12 protein-coding genes are annotated in these 14,913 nt (G+C 70.1%); 4 read left to right on the forward strand and 8 right to left on the reverse strand.

The features are described 5' to 3' along the window. Positions 1 to 20: 20 nt before the first annotated feature. Complete coding sequence (locus ACZ6YV_RS13265; RefSeq protein ID WP_465510179.1) at positions 21 to 716, forward strand: class I SAM-dependent methyltransferase; 696 nt, start codon at positions 21 to 23, stop codon at positions 714 to 716. Here ACZ6YV_RS13265 and pgfA read toward each other — a convergent pair. Further along, positions 713 to 1,747, reverse strand: coding sequence for a cell envelope lipid trafficking protein PgfA (pgfA, locus tag ACZ6YV_RS13270; protein WP_465509802.1), 1,035 nt, complete (start codon positions 1,745 to 1,747; stop codon positions 713 to 715). The genes ACZ6YV_RS13265 and pgfA overlap by 4 nt on opposite strands. A gap of 237 nt (positions 1,748 to 1,984) precedes the next feature. Between pgfA and ACZ6YV_RS13275 the strand changes: the two genes are divergently transcribed. After that, positions 1,985 to 2,368 (forward strand): hypothetical protein, encoded by a 384-nt coding sequence (locus ACZ6YV_RS13275; RefSeq protein WP_465509803.1) that lies wholly within the window; start codon positions 1,985 to 1,987, stop codon positions 2,366 to 2,368. On the opposite strand, the gene ACZ6YV_RS13280 is transcribed toward ACZ6YV_RS13275, so the two are convergent. The 4 genes from ACZ6YV_RS13280 to ACZ6YV_RS13295 all read right to left on the reverse strand — a co-directional run bounded on the left by ACZ6YV_RS13280 (position 2,365) and on the right by ACZ6YV_RS13295 (position 5,887). Further along, on the reverse strand, positions 2,365 to 3,543 hold the full coding sequence (locus ACZ6YV_RS13280; protein ID WP_465509804.1) for a PucR family transcriptional regulator: 1,179 nt from the start codon (positions 3,541 to 3,543) through the stop codon (positions 2,365 to 2,367). The two genes, ACZ6YV_RS13275 and ACZ6YV_RS13280, sit on opposite strands and share 4 nt — an antisense overlap. A 146-nt stretch (positions 3,544 to 3,689) precedes the next feature. Further along, entirely contained in the window at positions 3,690 to 4,460 is a 771-nt protein-coding gene (locus tag ACZ6YV_RS13285; RefSeq protein WP_465509805.1) for a hypothetical protein, read from the reverse strand. A gap of 95 nt (positions 4,461 to 4,555) precedes the next feature. Further along, a complete protein-coding gene (locus tag ACZ6YV_RS13290; protein ID WP_465509806.1) occupies positions 4,556 to 5,245 on the reverse strand; it encodes a sigma-70 family RNA polymerase sigma factor in 690 nt (229 codons plus the stop codon). A gap of 156 nt (positions 5,246 to 5,401) precedes the next feature. Further along, positions 5,402 to 5,887, reverse strand: a complete 486-nt coding sequence (locus tag ACZ6YV_RS13295) for a hypothetical protein (RefSeq protein ID WP_465509807.1) — start codon at positions 5,885 to 5,887, stop codon at positions 5,402 to 5,404. 195 nt (positions 5,888 to 6,082) lie between these two features. On the opposite strand from ACZ6YV_RS13295, the gene ACZ6YV_RS13300 reads away from it, so the two are divergent. Beyond that, on the forward strand, positions 6,083 to 7,114 hold the full coding sequence (locus tag ACZ6YV_RS13300) for a hypothetical protein (protein ID WP_465509808.1): 1,032 nt from the start codon (positions 6,083 to 6,085) through the stop codon (positions 7,112 to 7,114). Here the strand turns inward: ACZ6YV_RS13300 and ACZ6YV_RS13305 are convergent. Next, on the reverse strand, positions 7,111 to 7,980 hold the full coding sequence (locus ACZ6YV_RS13305) for an alpha/beta fold hydrolase (RefSeq protein WP_465509809.1): 870 nt from the start codon (positions 7,978 to 7,980) through the stop codon (positions 7,111 to 7,113). The two genes, ACZ6YV_RS13300 and ACZ6YV_RS13305, sit on opposite strands and share 4 nt — an antisense overlap. Positions 7,981 to 8,096: 116 nt before the next feature. On the opposite strand from ACZ6YV_RS13305, the gene ACZ6YV_RS13310 reads away from it, so the two are divergent. Further along, positions 8,097 to 11,180 (forward strand): BTAD domain-containing putative transcriptional regulator, encoded by a 3,084-nt coding sequence (locus ACZ6YV_RS13310; protein ID WP_465509810.1) that lies wholly within the window; start codon positions 8,097 to 8,099, stop codon positions 11,178 to 11,180. A 1-nt stretch (position 11,181) separates the two neighbouring features. Here ACZ6YV_RS13310 and ACZ6YV_RS13315 read toward each other — a convergent pair whose 3' ends face one another. Both ACZ6YV_RS13315 and ACZ6YV_RS13320 read right to left on the reverse strand, forming a co-directional pair. Next, a complete protein-coding gene (locus tag ACZ6YV_RS13315) occupies positions 11,182 to 11,478 on the reverse strand; it encodes a hypothetical protein (protein ID WP_465509811.1) in 297 nt (98 codons plus the stop codon). After that, positions 11,475 to 14,870: a TM0106 family RecB-like putative nuclease gene (locus ACZ6YV_RS13320; protein ID WP_465509812.1), complete on the reverse strand. Its 3,396-nt coding sequence runs from the start codon at positions 14,868 to 14,870 to the stop codon at positions 11,475 to 11,477. Before ACZ6YV_RS13320 ends, ACZ6YV_RS13315 begins: the two co-directional genes overlap by 4 nt. Positions 14,871 to 14,913: the final 43 nt, after the last annotated feature.

Raw genomic sequence — 14,913 nt, forward strand, 5'->3', positions numbered from 1 at the left:
ACGCCGGCTTGCGCCGATCGGTGACGTTGTTCCGGGCTTTTCTCACCGAGCAGACGGATCCGGACGGTTTCTATTCGGTGCTGGCCGAGGACTCCGTCCGGCAATTGGCGCAGCACACTCCGTTGAACGGCCGAACCATCGTCGACGTCGGCGGCGGGCCCGGCTATTTCTCCGACGCCTTCCGCGCCGCGGGTGCCGCCTACCTGGGCATAGATCCCGACGTCGGAGAGCTGACGGCGCGGGGCGAGGCCGGGGAGAACATGGTCCGCGGCAGCGGGACGAAACTGCCGGTGCGCACCGGATCCGTGGACGTCTGCTATTCGTCGAACGTCCTCGAACACGTTTCCGAACCCGAGGTGATGCTGGCCGAGATGTGCCGGGTGACCAAACCCGGCGGGACGATTTTCGCCTCGTTCACCCCGTGGTATTCACCGTGGGGCGGGCACGAGACGGCGCCGTGGCATTTCCTCGGCGGTCACTACGCCCGGCGGCGCTATCTCGAAAAGAACGGGAAGGAACCGAAGAACAAATTCGGCGAGAGCCTTTTCGCCTTTTCGGCCGGCGCGGCCATCCGGTGGGGGAAGGCCACGCCGCTCGCCGATCTCCAGGAGGTCTACCCGCGCTACCACCCCTCCTGGGCCCAGTGGATCGTGCGTGTCCCCGGCGTCCGGGAAGTGGCGTCGTGGAACCTGGTGATGGTGCTGCGCAAGCGTTAGTGCCGCGAGGGGGTGGGGCGCCGCTTCACCAGGAGGAAGACGCCGAGCGCGAGGAAGGCCGCGCCGCCGATCCCGAGCACGATCGGCCCGGTGCTCCCGATGAAGTCCAGCTTGCCCTTGTTCTCGTCGACCTGTTTGACCATCTTGTCCACGGTCGCGTCCGTGAAAGCCAGCTTGCCGTCGAAGACCACAGTGGGCGTGGGATTCGCGGCCGACCGGAGTTCCTGGTGCGACTGCTGTTCCTGCTTGACCTGGATCCCGGTCACCGGCTCGATCCAGCTGGTGATGATGCCCTCGTAGAACTGGCCCGCCTCGACCGAGTCCCCGGTGGCGCCGATGAGTGAACCGGGCACCTTCTTCATCGCGATCTTCGTGGCGGGGATCTCCTGGACGAACTTGTAGACCTCGACACCCTTGATCTCGTCGACACCCTTGAACCGGGCCTGGACCGCGCGGCCGGTGTTGTCGTCGTAGACCTGGTAGTCCTTCTGCTCGGTGCCGAAGGGGAACTTGAAGTTCAGGCCTGGCTGCGGCTTGTACTCCTGGATCTCCTCGGGCTTTTCGTTCTCCTTCTCGGCCTTTTCCTTGAGCTTGGTGACGAAGCTGCTGTTGTCGGAGCACTTCGACTCCTGGTCGCCGCCCGGCGGCACGTACCCTTCCGCGGTGCGGCGGTCGAAGCAGACCTGGCGTTTGCTCGCGCTGACCACGGTGTCGTCCTTGGTGTCGACGACCGAGACGGCCATCAGCCACACGGCGACGTCCGTGCCCTCCTGCATCTCCGGCGGCGCGAAGTTCGCCACCACGCGGGCGGTGGCCTTCAGTTTGGCGTCGTCACGGATCTCGGTGACGGTCTTGCCGCCCTCGGTCTTCACCGCGAGGACCTTGGACGCGGTGCCTTCGAGGATCGACGTCGATTCCTGGTTCAGTGGCACCTTGGCGAGTTCGGGTTTCACGTAGGTCGGCAGCAACACCGCGCCGGCGACGGCGAACACCCCTAGGGCCAAGAAGATCAGGCTCAACGCACGTCGCAACGGTCCTCCTGGTGAGACCACGGGAAAATCCACATTACCCATCGGTAATCAGTCGCCAGATACTGGCCTGCGGACCAGTCAGCGTCAAAGGTGTGACCGGCGGTCACAGGCACGCTGTGCGACCGGAAGGCGGTACGGGCGCCGCCATTCGGCGCAAGCAGCCAAACATGTTTGTTCCCGGGAACAACGTGAGCGGGCCCACCATCGGACGACTTCCGGTGCGTGGAAAGGAACTTTGTGCCGCAGGACCCGATCGATCCCCGTGCGCTGGACATCGGCGCCTACTCGGATTCCATCACCGACGTCGAACTCCGTGACGCCGTCGCGGACGTCGCCGCGTTGCTTTCGTTGCACGGCAACGTAATCCGCGACCTGGACGCCAGGAGATCACGGTGGCGCCCCGGACGACGGTCCCCGCACCCCGACATCGTCCTGTCCGCGGCCGGTCGGCGTCCACAGTGGACGAGGTCCGCGAACCCCGAGGTGACCCTGCCGGTCGCCACGACCGCTCGCGGCCGCACGCTCGCGGTGCGGCTCACCGCGCGGCCCGGTCTCGGGCACACCTTGCTGGACCTCGCGAGGATCATCGACGCCGACATGGCGCCGGACAGACGCTCTTAAGTCCTGTCGTCCGCCAGCCGGACCGCCTCCAGCGCGACGTAGAGCTCGCCGACGTCGACCGGGTCGGACAGGTCGCGCCTGGTCAGTTCCTGCACCCGGCGCAGCCGGTACCGGACGGTGTTCGGGTGGACGATCAGCCGGTCCGCGGCCTCCTTCGCCGAGCCGTGCCCGGCGAACCACGCGATCAGCGTGTCGAGCAGGACCCGCCGCTCGGCCTTGGGGAGCACCAGGAGCCCGGTGAGCACCGAGCGCACGACGTCCCGCGACATCGCCGGCGCGCTCGCGACCAGCGTGGTGACCGGGGAGTCGCCGAAGACGGCGACCCCGGCGGTGCCGGTGGCCAGCGAACGGCGGGCGATCCTCGCCCGGTGCACCGCGTCCGGTGCCTCGAGGAATCCGTTGAACGGCCTGCTCATCCCCACTGCCAGCGGCAGCGTGCCCAGGACGTCGCGCAGCCGCCGGAGGTCCTCGACGCGGTCGATCACGACCAGCCCGATCTCGGCGCCCGGCCGCCAGGCCGACTTCCAGCGCCGCGCCCGCAGCAGCGCCTCGACGCCGGGGCGTTCGTCCGGCTGGACGGCTTCGGTCACGACGGCGACGAAGGTGCCCGCCGCCGGGAGGTCGAGTTCCTTCGCGGCGTTTTCGAGCTCCGCCTGGGTGGCGAACCTGCCCTGCAGCAGGCCGTCCAGCAGGGCGAGCTTCTCGTGGGAGAGTTCGGCGGCGACCTCGCTGTAGGCGGTGGTCAGCGCGTCGGAGTAGAGGTCGATGGTCTTCCACACGTTGGAATTGATCTCCACCGTGCGCGCCGGGTTGATGAAGCCGGGGCCTGCCAGCTCCAGCAGGCGTTCGTAGACGAAGATCCCGCCGATCCGGAAAGCGCGGAGCACGGACGGCAGCGGGATACCCTGCCGAGCCTGCGCCAGCCCGGTCTTGCGGGCGGCGTCGAGCGGGAGCCCCCGGCCCTCGACGAGCGCTGTCAACGCCCGTTCGAGATTCGCGCGGCAGACCTTGCGCAACTCGTCCGGCGCGGTGCTGTCCACCTGGTGATAGAACTCGTCCTCGGCGCTGAGCAACTGGGCGAGGCGGTCGCTGAACTCGGGCAGCCGGGTGAGCATCGCCTGCATGAGCGCACGCTGCTCCCGGGGTACGGGAGTAGCGAGAGCTTCGGTGCCCATCCGTCAACTCTAACCCGATCGAGTGGCCGCTTTTTATCACGATGCGACGAAAGGGCACTTTCAAGTGCTGAGCGCGGCTGACAAACGGGAGGGACGCTGCCGGACGAGGACCCCCGTCGTCCGGCAGCGCCCGAGGTGGCCCGAGATCAGTGGTTGATCTTGAACCACGGCTGCGACCAGCCGAGATAGGTGTAGTTCCACGCGCTCTTGATCTCCGAGATCGTGGTCTCGGTGAAGCTGCCCTTGCCGTGGATGTCGTTCGACAGGAACTTGCCGCCGCCGATGGAGATCATCGTGTGCCCGGTGCCGCCGTTGCTGAAGAAGGCGAGCCCGCCCGCGGGGACCTGGGTGTCACCGGGGTGCTTGTACGAACCGGGGAGCTGGGTCCAGTGGACGTAGGCCGTCTCCGAGCCGCTGGCGGTCCAGCCGTAGGCCCACGAGTTGATCCGGTCACACCAGCGGTAGTAGTCCGGGTCGTTGTTGGTGTGCACGTGTGCCTTGGCCCACGCGACGGCTTCGGCGCAGCTCCTCGGGTTGCCGGTGCCCGCGGTGGAGCAGGAGAGGGTGCTGCCGGCGCAGTCCGGGGCGACCCGGCCGTCCGAGCCGGTGTAGACGTAGGCGTCGCTGATGTAGCCGCCCTTCGACGGCACGTAGTCCCAGATGTCGGTGGTGCCGTACTTGCCGGTCACCGTCGAGCCGTTCGCCTGGCAGTCGATCGTGACGGCGGTGCCGCTCGCGACCGTGCCGACCGAACTCGCGCCGGTGCTCGGGCTCGACCGCACGGTCACCGCGACCCCGGAGTCGGTGTTCACCGTGCCGGACGCCGCCAGTGCCTCGCCCGCGCCACCGAGCATGATCGCCCCGGCCAGCGCGACCGTGCCCACGGCACCTCTGACGATCCTGGATCGGATCTTCATCTCTGTCCTCCAGTGGTTTCCCCGAATAGGAGGACAGGATGGAGGACCCTCGTACAAGCGCCGTACAAGAACTCGATCGTCCGAAGTGGACGGTTCTATACCGGGACGAGCTCCGGCGCGGCGGGCTGTTCGATGATCGGGACATCGGTCGCGTAACGGACGTTCCGTTCGGTGAGCAGGGCTCGCAACCGTGCCAGCGCCCGGAACTGGGCCGCGCGGACCGCTCCGGCGCTCGGCAGGCCGAGCCGTTCGGCCGTCTCCTCGGCCGAGAGGCCGAACACGAACCGGAGGGCGAGCACCTGCCGGTGCGGCATCGGCAAGCGGGCCAGCAGCACCCCGGCCTGCATCCGGTGCTCCAGCCGTTCGATCTCGTCCGGGTCGCGGCGGGCCCAGAGGGTCAGGCCGTCGCCGACCTCCGCGACGCAGGCGACAGGCTCGCGCGAGCGGCGCCGGTGGAAGTCGGCCACCTTGTGTCCCGCGATGCCGAGGACGAACGCGAGGAACCGGTCGGGGCGGTACCGGTAGCGGGGCAACGCGATCAAGACCGCCTGCAGCACCTCCTGCGCGCAGTCCTGGGCGTCGCAAGCGCCCGTTCCCGCGCTCCCGAGTCTGCTGCCGCAGTAACGGAAAACGTGCGGGGAAAGGAAACGAGTCAATTCCCGGATGGCGTCCGGATCACCCGCGACGGCCGCCCGGACGAGTCGGCTGTCCGGGTTGGGCAGCCCTCTCGCCGTGGCATCGGCACGGGAGTCCGCGGGTACCGTCGAAGGCGCTACCTCGTCCAAGTCTGCGCTCCTGGGTCGGGGGAACTGGCCGCCAAGGTGCGCCCGCAATCGGGGACTCGGACTTCGTGCGCGGTTTTCCACCTTGCCCCGCCGTGCAAGGGATGTCCACACATGGGGCGGTAAGTCATCCGAACCGCGCAATGTCTACTGTGGACGTCAGGGCAGTGATCCCTTGAGGCAGGACAGCACCGGAGGGTAGGCGGTGGTGTCGGTGCTGAGGAAATCCGAAGTCCAGACCAGGCAATGCGCCAGAACCCGGATCCGCTGGTCGAGATCGGCGTTCTCGCAGGCCTCGCCGATCTGGTCGGCGCAGGTGGCCCGGTCGTCGCGGACGCTGGCGGCGATGGCGCGGACGATCGCGGCCACCCCCGGGTCGAGTTTGTCGGGCCGGACCGTCAGTCCGGCGGGGTCCCGCAGGCGCAGGGTGAACGGTTCACGGATCCGCAGCGAACGTCGGCGATCCTTGGCAGCCAAGGAGAAAGTGTCGACCAGGCGGCCGACGACGTCGCCGAGCGCCGGTCCCTGCCTGCGGGACGAAGCGATGGACACCAGCGCGGTGGCCAGCCGGTCGGCCTCGCCCGATCTGGTGAGTGAAAGAAGATCGCGGGCGATGGTGTGCGCGCGTCTGGCAGTGGGTTGCATGTCGTGCCCCTCGTCTGTCGTGCCGTCAACCGATACCCCGCAGGACTCGGGCTAAACATGAAGGTCTGTCGGATTGGCGCGGGTGGGGGCGAGAGTTGCGCCGTTCGGCTCAGTTCGGAGGATGGGAGCCGTTCTGTAACGGCGAGCGACCGGAGGACGACGCCTGGTGCGACGGTCGTCGGCGGGCGGAGGGCCATGCTGTCGAGTCTTCTCCCAGGGCTACGGGAACTCCGGGCACCGCTCGCCTCGGGGTACGTCTGGCTGCTCGGACTCTGGCTGGCCTTCCGGCCCGGCCTGCCACCCGCGGCTCAGGCCTCCGGCGTCTACAAAGACGTCCTCGATCTGGGCACATGGGCGGGCAAGGCCGCGATCTTCGCCGCCGTCACCTTCGCCGCGTACCTCCTCGGCACGATGTCCCTCGCCGTCACGCACTGGCTGGACACGATCGTGACCCCGTTGTTCCGCCGGTCGAAACTGCGGGGGATCGCCTGGATGGAGCCGAAATACCGCGGCAGGCGCCGGATCTTGCGCGCTCTGCGGGACGCCGTGCTCAACAAGTTGTCCGACCGCTTCCTCACGGACGAGACCTTCCGTGACAGGGTGCTGTCCCACGTCACCGGTCTCCAGGATTTCGCCCGGCGGGTGGGGCAGGAACTACCGGAGATCGTCGCCGGTGTCCGAAGCGGCGACCACCGGCGCCGGGCCATGGACGACTACCTCCACCGATGGCATCTCCTCGGAACCGTCGTCCGGCTCGAGGTCTATGTCGAATCGGCCAAGGAGGACCTGGACTACGTCGGGCCCAGGCTGCTGGGGAAAGAGGACCAGCTCTACGGGGAATACGACCGGCAGAACGCCGAAGGATCGTTGCGCATCGGTATTTTCCTGCCGCTCGTATTCCTCGTCGCCGTCCTGGCCTGGCGGGTGAGCCCCTGGTGCCTGGTTTCCCTGGCCGTGCCCGTGAAGCTGCTCTACCTCGGCTCGTCGTCGTGGGCGGCGGCCGAGCAGAACCTCGCGGTGGCGCTCGCCGCGGAACGGGTCGAAAGCCCGACGCTGGAACGGCTCAAGTCGGCCGACGTCGAGTTCGTCCCCTTCGAAGAGCTGGTGGTCGGACGGGTCGTGCCCGGCTACTACGCCGGTTACCCGAACGCCCGGGCGCCGGTCGAGACGCAAGGACGCATCGCGACCGTCGCACCGAACAGGTCCATGCCGAAACCCAAGTTCTAGCGCGCGAGCAGGTCCCGCAGCGCCTTAACCACCTCCGACGGCGATTCCTCGGCCATGAAGTGGCCCGACGTGACGGTCCGGTGGTCCAGGTCCTCCGCCCACGCCTGCCAGAGCGAGACGGCGTCGTAGCCGAGCGCGGCGCCCCAGTCCTGCTGCAGCACGGTGAGCGGCATGGCGAGCCGGTGGCCCGCTTCCCGGTCGGCCTTGTCGTGCTCGACGTCGATGCCCGCCGAGGCGCGGTAGTCCGCGACGATCGAGGTCACCGCGTTCCGTGACGCCTCCAGGTACGCGGCCCGGACGTCGGCGGGGATCGCGTCGTCCCGCTGGGTCCACGCGTCGAGGAAGTGACCGAAGAACGCGTCGGGCGCGCCGGCGATCAGCTGTTCGGGCAACCCCGGCGGCTGGGCCATCAAGTAGAGGTGGAAGCCGACGGCGGCGCTGGTGCCCCGCATGACGTCCCACATGTCCAGCGTCGGCAGCACGTCGAGGATCGCGAGGTGGCTCACCTTGTCCGCGTGGTCGAGCCCGGCTCGCAGCGCCACCAGCGCGCCCCGGTCGTGCCCGGCGAGGGCGAACCGGTCGTGGCCGAACGCCTTGGCGACGGCGACGACGTCGGCCGCCATCGAGCGCTTCGAGTAGGTCTCGCCGGTGTCGGCGGGCTTGTCGCTTTCGCCGTATCCCCGCAGGTCAGGGCAGAGGACGGTGTGGTCGGCCGCCAGATCTGCCGCGACGTGCCGCCACATGAAGTGGGTCTCGGGGAAGCCGTGCAGCAGCACGATCGGGCTGCCGGTCCCGGCGACGGCGACGTCGAGCGCCACCCCGTCCGCCACGGGCACGCGCTGGTAGTCGAATCCGGTGATACGCATGATTGCCTTCCTGGTCGTTCCTGGTGATCGCCAGCGTCCCCGGCGCCAATCAGCACCCGGTCAGCGACGAACGAGCGGCCGGGGCACGATGATCACCGTCGGTGAAGGAGGTGGCGATGCGGTTCGGGGTGCTCGGCCCGCTCGTGGCCGAGGACGCGCGGGGCGACGTCGGGCTCAAGGGCCCGCGCCACCGGGCGGTGCTGGCCAGGCTGCTGATCGCCCGCGGCCGGGTCGTGCCGGTGGAACGCCTGGTCGACGACCTGTGGGAGCGGCCGCCCGAAGGCGCTGTCGGCGCCGTTCAGACCTTCGTCGGTGCCCTGCGCCGCGCGCTGGAGCCGGACCGCGCGCCCCGTGAGCCCGCGCGGCTGCTCGTCACGGTCGCCCGTGGTTACGCCTTGCGCACGGACTCCGTCGACGCCTGGGACTTCGAGGCGGCCGTCACCGCGACCCGCGAGCTGCTCGACTCCCGCCGGGCGGACGCCGCACTGTCGCAAGTGGACATCGCGCTCGCGTTGTGGCGCGGGCCCGCGTACGCCGAATTCGCCGAGGAGGGCTGGGCGCGCGGTGAGGTCTCCCGCCTGACCGAACTCCGGCTGCTGGCCGGGGAACTCCGCGCCGAAGCCCTCCTCTCGCTCGGGCGGGCCGCCGAGGTGATCCCCGGGCTGGAACCGCGAGTGCGTGAACACCCGTTGCGGGAGAACGGTTCCCGGCTGCTGGCGCTCGCGCTCTACCGATCGGGGCGGCAGGGCGACGCGCTGGCCGTGTTGCGCACCGCGCGTGAACTGCTCGCCGACGAACTCGGCATCGACCCGGGCGCGGGCCTGCGCGAGCTGGAGGCCGACATCCTGGCGCAAGCACCCCGGTTGAAGCCGTCCGCGCCGAAGATCGTCGAGCGGCCACTGATCGGGCGCGACGCGGAACTCGCCAGACTCGAAGAAGCCGTGACACGGTCGCGGCTGGTACTCGTCTCCGGCGATGCCGGGGTGGGCAAGACCGCGCTCACCGAGGCGTTCTCCGCCCGTCTCGCCGCACGGGGCTGGACCACGGCCTGGGGGAGTAATCCCGACGACGAGGGCGTGCCGCCCGCCTTCGCGTGGAGCCGGATCTTGGCCACGCTCGCCGGAGCCGGGTACGGCGCCGCGCCGTCGGCGGACCCGGCGACCGAAGATCCCGTGACAGCGCGCTGGCGATGGCATCGGGCGGTCGCGTCCTATCTGGCCGGTGCCGCGCCGCTGCTGCTCGTCCTCGACGACCTGCACTGGGCGGGCGAGGAGACGTTGGCGTTGCTGGCAGCGGTGCTGACCGAGCCGGTGCTGGTCGTCGCGACCTATCGCGGCATCGACCCGCCCGACCGCTTGACGGAATTCCTCGGCCGTGCCGCGAGATTCGAGCCGACGCGGATCTATCTCGGCGGCCTGCCCGAGACCGAAGTCGCCGGCCTGGTCCGGGTCACGACGGGGGAGGAGATCGATCCGGAAACCGCCGCGGTGATCCACCGTCGCAGCGGCGGGAACGCCTTCTTCGTCCGTGAACTCGCCCGCCTGCTGGCCGCCGAGGGCCCTGCCGCCCTGGACGCGGTGCCGCCGGGCGTCCGCGACGTCGTCCGGCACCGGGTGGAGGCGTTGCCGGACGAAGCTCGCGGTGTGGTGCGCCGGGCCGCGGTGATCGGCACGGACGTCGACCTGGCCGTCCTCGAGGCCCTGGCCGGGGAAGCCGCGCTCGACGCGGTCGAAATCGCTGTCCGGCACGGATTCCTGACCGAACGGGCGCCGCATCGCTTCCGGTTCGCGCACGCTCTCGTGCGGGACACGCTCTACCACGATCTCTCCCGTTCGCGGCGGGCCCGCGAGCACGGCAAGATCGCCGAGGCGCTGGAAGACCTCCGCCCCGACGACGTCGACGCCTTGGCGCACCATTTCCTTCTGTCGGAAGCGCATGCCGAGCGCGCCGCGCATTATGCCCAGGCCGCCGCCGAACGGGCGGAAAGCCGTTTCGCGCAGGCGGAAGCGGCGAGACTTTGGGACGCCGCGCTCACCGCGTACGACCGGTCCGGCGCCACCGACGCGGAGAAGCGGCTGGAGCTGATCATGGGCAAGGCCCGCGCTTCGGCCGTGGCAGGTGGCCTCGGCCAGTCCCGGCGGCATCGCGCCGAAGCGCTGGAACTGGCGGAAAAGCTGGCCGACCCGCTGCTGACCGCGCGGGTGATCGGCGCCTTCGACGTCCCCGCCAGCTGGACCGAAAGCGACGACCCGGAACTGGCGACCCGGATCGCGGACGCCGTCGAGCGGACCCTCGCCGCGCTGCCCGCCGAACGCGTGGCCGAGCGGTGCCGTCTGCTGGCCACCCTCGCCGTCGAACTGCGGAACGCGGGCGGGCAGCGGGCCCGCGAGGCCGCGCGAGAAGCCGAAGCGCTCGCCCGGCGCCTTGACGACCCGGCGTTGCTGGCGTTCGCGCTCAATGCCCGGTTCCTGCAGGCTTTCGACCGCGCTGGGCTCGCACCGCGGCGCGCCGAGATCGGCACGGAACTGGTCGACCTCGCCACGCGGCACGGGCTGGTGACGTTCGAGGTGCTCGGGCATCTCGTACTCGTGCAGGCGAAGAGCGCGCTCGCGGATTTCGCGGCCGCTGACCGGCATGCCGCTTCGGCGGACGGGCTCGCGGAGAAGTACGGCCTTCCGCTCGTCGGCGTGTTCACCCGGTGGTATCACGCGATGCGGGCCGCGATGACGGGCGAAGGCGGGGAAGCCGCCTACCGTGCCGCGGCGTCGGGGCTCGCCGGAACGGCCATGTCCGGAGTGGACAACGGGATCCTCGCGCTCGCCCTGTACTGCGACCGGCTCCAGCGAGGCTTGCCGCCCGAACCGCGCGAAAGCGGTTACGGCACTTACGAAAGCTGGTGCCGCCCGGTCCCGCCGATCCCGGATTCGCCCCGGGACCTGCTGTACGAAGCCCGCACCTGCCTGCACGCCGTCGTCGCGATCGAACTCGGCGACCGCGCGGCGATGGAACGCCTGTACGCCGCACTTCTCCCCGCCGACGGCGAGATCGCGGGAGCCGGGAGCGGGATGCTGACCCTCCGCCCGGTCGCGTACTACCTCGGTGAGCTGGCTACCGCCCTCGACCTGCGAGAAGCGGCCGCCGAGCATTACCGGACGGCGCGGGCCATCGCGGCGAAGGCCGGTTCACCGCACTGGGCCTAGCTCACTGCTCCCGCATCGCGCGGCGGATCTCGGCCAGCTTGTCCTTGGCGGCCTTGTCGCGGTCGGCGATCTTCTTGTCCAGCGAGGCCACGTCTTCCTTGCCGCCGAGGCCGGCGAGTTCGGTCGAGCCCAGCGACGTCGTGTACCGCTGCTCGATCCGGTCCCGCACATGGTCGAACGAGGGCACCCCGGTCTCGCTGTAGTCCGGTTCCGGGACCTCGACCGGCGGCGTGGGTACTTCTTCGACGATCTCGGCGTCGAGGATTTCCGGCTTCTTCTCCGGGCTGTTCTCGGTCATCGTGCACTCCGTCCTGCGTGCCATGGCACGGCTTCGGTCATCAACCCGAGCATGCCCGAAACCAGCCGCATCTGGTCGACCGTGCGGATGTCGGCCTCGACCAGCCGGGGCGAGCAGACCACGATCGCGAGCGCCTGCGCCCGCGAGAGCGCCACGTTCAGCCGGTTGCGGGAGAGCAGGAAGTCCAGGCCACGCGGCAGATCGACCGCCGACGACGAGGTCATGGTGGTGATCACCACCGGCGCCTCCTGCCCCTGGAACCGGTCCACGGTGCCCACCCGCACGCCGGGATACCCGGCCTGGTCCAGCGCGCGGGCCACGACGCGGGCCTGGAGGTTGTACGGCGCCACGACCAGGATGTCCTCGTCACCGAGCGGCCGGGGCTCGCCGTGATCGGTCCAGGCACGCCCGTGGAGTTCGGCGACGAGGGCGGTGACCGCCTCGGCCTCTTCGACCGACCGCGTCGTGTTGCCGTGATGGTCGACTTCGGCGAGGTACAGGCCAGACTCGACACCCGTGATCGCCCGCTCGGCCGCCGAGGGATGCGAGTGCAGGCGGCCCGCGTAGGACAGCCGCGAGACCGGCGCGCAGACGGCCGGATGCATCCGGCGGGTCTCGTCGAGGAAGTAACCGAGTTCCGCCGGGATGATGTCGGCCTCGCCGATCAGGTGTCCGAGCGCGGAGGCCTCGGCGCCCGCGGGATGCGTGCCCTGCACGACCTGCGGCAGCTGCTGAGGATCGCCCAGCAGCAGGAGGTTCTTGGCGCACATCGACACCGCGAGCGCGTCGGCGAGGGCGAACTGCCCCGCCTCGTCGATGATCAGCAGGTCGAACGGCTCTTCGCGGATCGCGGCGTTCGCGAACGTCCACGCCGTCCCGCCGACGAGATGGCCGGTGTCGTGCTCCTCGCGCCATTTCACCAGCGCGGGGTTGGTCTTCGGCTGTTCCCAGGGCGCGGCCGGATCCGGGGTCCGTTTGGCGCGTTTGGCGCACGGCAGATCCGGCGCGTTCTTCAGCGCGGCGGAAAGCACGTTCTCCACGGCCTTGTGGCTGGTCGAGGTGACGGCGATGGTCTTGCCCGCGCGCACCAGCTTCGCGATCAGCCTGCCCGCCAGATAGGTCTTGCCCGCGCCCGGCGGGCCCTGGACGGCGAGCGCGGAGCCGTCGAGGCCCTCGACGGCCTCGATGACCGTGTTCACGAGATCCGGCCCGGGTTCGGGCAGGGTCCGGTCGTCGCGCAGCCGGGGCGTCGTGCGCCGGAGCAGGTCGACGCCGGGATGGGCGGGCAGCACCGGCAGCGCGTCGACGACGAGGCGGGCGAGATCCGCGACCGCGTCGTCCTTGGGGGAGGGCCGCACCGGACTGCCCGGCAGCACCGCGACCGGCCGGTCGGCGGTGGTCTCGTCGGGCGGGCAGCTTTCTTCGAGGGTCAGTTCGACGGCGGTGGCCGAGACGACCTTGGCGTCCCGCGCGGCCGCGCCGTAGCGCAGGCGGACGTCGTCGCCGGGAGCGAAGGGATGCGGCCGATCCGGATCGCAGCGCAGGCTCAGCGAACGCTTCGCCTTGCGGACCCGGCCCGACGGCGGCACCCATTCACCGGCCTCCATGGCCACCGGGACGGTGCAGGCGTTGTCGGTCTCCAGGTCGCCGAGCGGGGCGGCCAGCTGACGGAAGTACTCCCACCACGCCGGATTCGTCTCGCGGCGGTGGTAGCCGACGGACGCGGCCAGCAGCGCGCGGGCCCGGTCCTCGCCGGTGAACTCGGCCGGATCGTCGGGCAGCCCGTCCAGCAGCGGATCGACCAGCGCGGCCAGCTGTGCCGCGCGCTCGGCGCGTTTCTGAGCGGCGACGTCCTCTTCGGTCTGGCGGAGCAGAGCGTCCACATCGGACTCTTCCGGCGGCTCGGCGAGCGCGATCCCTTCCTCCACACGGACCTTGTGGAGGAATTCGAACAGCCGGAGGGTGGAGACGCAGTCGTATTCGTTGTAGTCGCTGATCCCGCGCAGCACTTCGGCCGCGTGCTCGGTCTCGCCGGAGGCGGTGAGCGTCAGGTACTCCTCGTACGCCTCGATGCTCGAAACCGCCGTCTTGACGTCGCCGTCGCGGGCCTCGGGCATGTAGAGCGGTTCGAGGTACTTGATGGAGTACGACCGCTGCGAGACCCGGAGTGCCTTGCGCACCACGGAATACAGGTCCACCAGCCCGCCGCTGCGCAACAGGTGGTCGACGGCGTCCTCGCGGGTCCCGTGCACGGCGGCGAGCCGCTTGATCGCGGTGACCTCGTACGGGGCGTAGTGGTAGACGTGCGAACCGGGATGTTCGGTGAGCCTCGCGGTGGCGAAGTCGACGAACTCCTCGAAGGCCCGCTTCTCCTGAGACCGGTTGTGCGCCCAGAACGGCGTGAACTTCGTGCCGTCTTCTTCCGTCACCGCGCCGAAGAGGTATTCGAGCCCTTCACCGGCTAGGGCGTAGGGGTCGCCTTCCATATCGAAGAAGACGTCGCCGGGCGCGGGCGGCGGCAGCTCGGCCAGCGCGTCCGGGGCGATGATCTCGTAGGCGATCTGCCCGGTGGCGTCCTGCCGGACCTGGATCGCGGCCTGGGCGCGCAGCGTCGTGAACGACGTCGTCGAGATGTCGCGCGGCCGGTCTTCCGGCGCGGCCGCCGCGAGCTCGTCGATGGTGCCGAGGCCCGAGGCGACGAGCTCGCGCCGCTGGTCACCGCGCATCCCCGCGACCAGCGAAAGATCGCGGTCGGCTTCGCGGGCGCTCGCGCAGTGCGCGGAGAAGGAGCAGCCGCCACAGGCAGGCCGTTCGTCGGCCCACACCGGGACAGGCAGGGTCGGCGGCCGGTGCCGCAACCGGGCGCGGAGCCGGTCCACCAGTGGGAGGAAGTCGTCGACGCGGAACGAACGGGTGCTGTGGTCTCCCAGCAGCAGATGCATTTGCGGACCGGCGGGCCAGCCCGCCCGGCGCAAGGCGTCGGCGTACGCGGTCAGCTGGACCACCGCGGCGGGCTTCGCGTGCCTGGCCAGCTTCGTGTCGTAGACCTCGTAGCGGCCTTCGTCGTCCCGCATCAGGAAGTCGGCGCGGCCGGAGAACTCGCCGTCGTGGAAGACTGCCTGGTAGATCACCGGAGCACCGGCCCGCAGGGCCTCTTCGGTGGCTTTCGCGGCGACGACAGGGTCACGCTCGTCGATCTCGACGACGGCGCTCCGCTCGCCGCGCAGCTTGTCCAGCGTCGCGGCTTCGTGCGCGCGCCCGTGCGTGACCGCCAGCTGATCCGGCCCGGAGCCCGGCCGCGGCGCTCCCGGGAGGCCGGCGGCCAGTGCCTGGTTCAGGACGCTGCGGTGCTCGCATTCGAGCAGGTCGGCGAGATCGGACGGGGTGTACATCGCCCGGGAGTCTTACATGGACGCTCCGGCGGGTGGACCCGGC

This window comes from Amycolatopsis sp. NPDC102522, from assembly GCF_055584485.1.

Bases quoted from the DNA above. Each gene is read 5' to 3' on its own strand.
- ACZ6YV_RS13295 (WP_465509807.1), bottom strand. From the start codon at position 5,887: ATGCAACCCACTGCCAGACGCGCGCACACCATCGCCCGCGATCTTCTT.
- ACZ6YV_RS13300 (WP_465509808.1), top strand. From the start codon at position 6,083: ATGCTGTCGAGTCTTCTCCCAGGGCTACGGGAACTCCGGGCACCGCTC.
- ACZ6YV_RS13285 (WP_465509805.1), bottom strand. From the start codon at position 4,460: ATGAAGATCCGATCCAGGATCGTCAGAGGTGCCGTGGGCACGGTCGCG.
- ACZ6YV_RS13280 (WP_465509804.1), bottom strand. From the start codon at position 3,543: ATGGGCACCGAAGCTCTCGCTACTCCCGTACCCCGGGAGCAGCGTGCG.
- ACZ6YV_RS13320 (WP_465509812.1), bottom strand. From the start codon at position 14,870: ATGTACACCCCGTCCGATCTCGCCGACCTGCTCGAATGCGAGCACCGC.
- ACZ6YV_RS13305 (WP_465509809.1), bottom strand. From the start codon at position 7,980: ATGCGTATCACCGGATTCGACTACCAGCGCGTGCCCGTGGCGGACGGG.
- ACZ6YV_RS13315 (WP_465509811.1), bottom strand. From the start codon at position 11,478: ATGACCGAGAACAGCCCGGAGAAGAAGCCGGAAATCCTCGACGCCGAG.
- ACZ6YV_RS13310 (WP_465509810.1), top strand. From the start codon at position 8,097: ATGCGGTTCGGGGTGCTCGGCCCGCTCGTGGCCGAGGACGCGCGGGGC.